The sequence below is a fragment of the Elioraea sp. genome (assembly GCF_051860475.1).
Classification (GTDB): Bacteria; Pseudomonadota; Alphaproteobacteria; order Acetobacterales; family Acetobacteraceae; genus Elioraea.
This window is the reverse complement of record NZ_JBHYDW010000278.1, coordinates 1-1,813: the sequence shown is the minus strand read 5'-3', so window position 1 is coordinate 1,813 and position 1,813 is coordinate 1. Positions and strand designations below refer to the sequence as shown.

Genomic DNA, 1,813 nt, shown 5'->3' with positions numbered 1-1,813 from the left:
ACCGCCTCGTCGATCGACAGGGGTTCGACCAGCGGGGTGAGCCGCTGCATGAGCGCGCGGAGGTCGCGCCCGACCGCGACGTATTTCGCCATGTCGGGTCGGATCACCACTGCCTCCGGGCAGGCGCGCAGGGCATTGAACATCGGCATCGCCGACCGGACGCCGTAGCGCCGCGCGACGTAGCAGGCGGCGGTGACGACGCCGCGCTTGCCGCCGCCGACGATCACCGGCACCGCCGCAAGCTCCGGCCGGTCGCGCTTCTCGACGCTCGCGTAGAACGCATCCGCGTCGAGATGCGCGATCGCGAGGGAGAAGAGCTCCGCGTGCCGCACCAGGCGCGTCCCGCCGCAGCGCGGGCAGGCGGGGAGGTCCTCGCGCTCCGCCGCGTGCCAGTCGCAGTTGCGGCAGAACGTCGGGATCACGGCACCTCGCCGGGTCGCCAGAGCCAGGCCGCGCCGCGCACGCCCGAGCTGTCGCCGTGCTTGGCCCTCAGCACCGGTGTGGTGACGACGTCCGAGAACACGTAAGCCGGCAGCAGACGGGGGATCGCCTCGTAGAGATGCGCCATGTTCGACACGCCGCCGCCGAGCACGATCGCATCCGGATCGATCAGGTCGATGATCACCGCGAGCCCGCGCGCGAGCCGGTCGGCATGGCGGGCGAGGGCGGCGCGCGCGCGCTCCTCGCCGGCCTCGGAGCGGCGCTCCACCGCGACCGCGTCGCGCGCGCCCGGCCCGTCGCAGTCCTGCGCGAGCCCGGTGCCGCTGATCCAGGTCTCGAGGCAGCCGTACCGTCCGCACCAGCAGCGCCGTCCGGGCACCTCCACCGCCGACGGCCAGGGCAGCGGCGTGTGCCCCCACTCGCCGGCGATCGCGTGCGGGCCCTCGAGCACGCGCCCATCCACGACAACCCCGCCGCCGCAGCCCGTGCCCATGATCACGCCGAACACCACGCGCTTGCCGGCGGCCGCGCCGTCCGAGGCCTCGGAGAGCGCGAAGCAGTTGGCGTCGTTGGTCACGCGCACAGGACGGCCGAGCGCATCCGCAAGGTCGCGGTCGAACGGCTTGCCGTTGAGGAACACGCTGTTGGCGCCCTTCACGAGCCCGGTCGCGGGGCTGATGCAGCCGGGCATGCCGATGCCGACGCTGCCGCTCTCGCCGAGCCGGGCCTCCGCCGCCTCGACCAGGCCGCGGATCGCGCCGATCACGCCGTAATAGTCGCCGGGCGTGGCGATGCGTTCGCGGTGGCGTTCCTGCCCCTCCGTGTCCAGCGCGATGATCTCGATCTTGGTGCCGCCGAGGTCGATGCCGATGCGCATGCCCGCACTCTGGCCCCGCGGCGCCGTCTTGCTCAAGCGGGGGGCCGCGGCGCAGAGTGCGGCCATGGGGGAGACACTGCTCGATCTGAAGGGGCTGAGCTGCCCGCTGCCGGTGCTGCGCGCGAACAAGGCGCTGCGTGGTCTCGCCGCCGGCGAGCGGCTGCGCGTGCTGGCGACCGATCCCGCGTCGGTCAAGGATTTCCGCAACTATTGCGAAACGACCGGGCATGCCCTGGTCGCGTTCAGCGAGGCGGCCGGCGTGTTCAGCTTCGTGATCATGAAGAAAGAAAAGGCGTAGGCACTTGAATAGAGCGTTAGGTGAAATGAAAGTATATTTTCTGACCGCGCTGTTATTTTTAGTTATTGGTATTATGCTGTCTATTGCGACCCATTATTTTGACTATCAGTATTGTAGAAGTCATGGAATCTTGGTCAGAAAACACGTGGCGGTTTATATTGGAGAGATTTTGGGTGGTGGCGTTGGGCTCGCATCTG

General features: G+C 69.1%; 3 protein-coding genes and 1 pseudogene. 2 read left to right on the top strand and 2 right to left on the bottom strand.

Annotated features, from left to right (window positions below):
* Together ACTIFU_RS23650 and ACTIFU_RS23645 are read right to left on the bottom strand one after the other, a co-directional pair.
* Positions 1 to 422, bottom strand: a pseudogene (locus ACTIFU_RS23650) (DNA polymerase IV); the annotation flags it as partial.
* The gene (locus tag ACTIFU_RS23645) at positions 419 to 1,318 is read right to left on the bottom strand and encodes an ROK family protein (RefSeq protein WP_439580781.1); all 900 of its coding nucleotides are present in this window, start codon (positions 1,316 to 1,318) and stop codon (positions 419 to 421) included. The gene ACTIFU_RS23645 and the pseudogene ACTIFU_RS23650, both read right to left, overlap by 4 nt.
* A 64-nt stretch (positions 1,319 to 1,382) precedes the next feature.
* Here ACTIFU_RS23645 and ACTIFU_RS23640 point away from each other — a divergent pair, with 64 nt between their 5' ends.
* Together ACTIFU_RS23640 and ACTIFU_RS23635 are read left to right on the top strand one after the other, a co-directional pair.
* Entirely contained in the window at positions 1,383 to 1,616 is a 234-nt protein-coding gene (locus tag ACTIFU_RS23640) for a sulfurtransferase TusA family protein (protein ID WP_439580780.1), read from the top strand.
* Between the two features lie 4 nt (positions 1,617 to 1,620).
* On the top strand, positions 1,621 to 1,813 hold a 193-nt coding region (locus tag ACTIFU_RS23635; protein ID WP_439580779.1), incomplete at its 3' end, for a hypothetical protein.

What these genes read in the sequence shown, in the direction of transcription:
- ACTIFU_RS23645 (WP_439580781.1), bottom strand. Translation starts at nt 1,318, where the DNA reads ATGCGCATCGGCATCGACCTCGGCGGCACCAAGATCGAGATCATCGCG.
- ACTIFU_RS23640 (WP_439580780.1), top strand. Translation starts at nt 1,383, where the DNA reads ATGGGGGAGACACTGCTCGATCTGAAGGGGCTGAGCTGCCCGCTGCCG.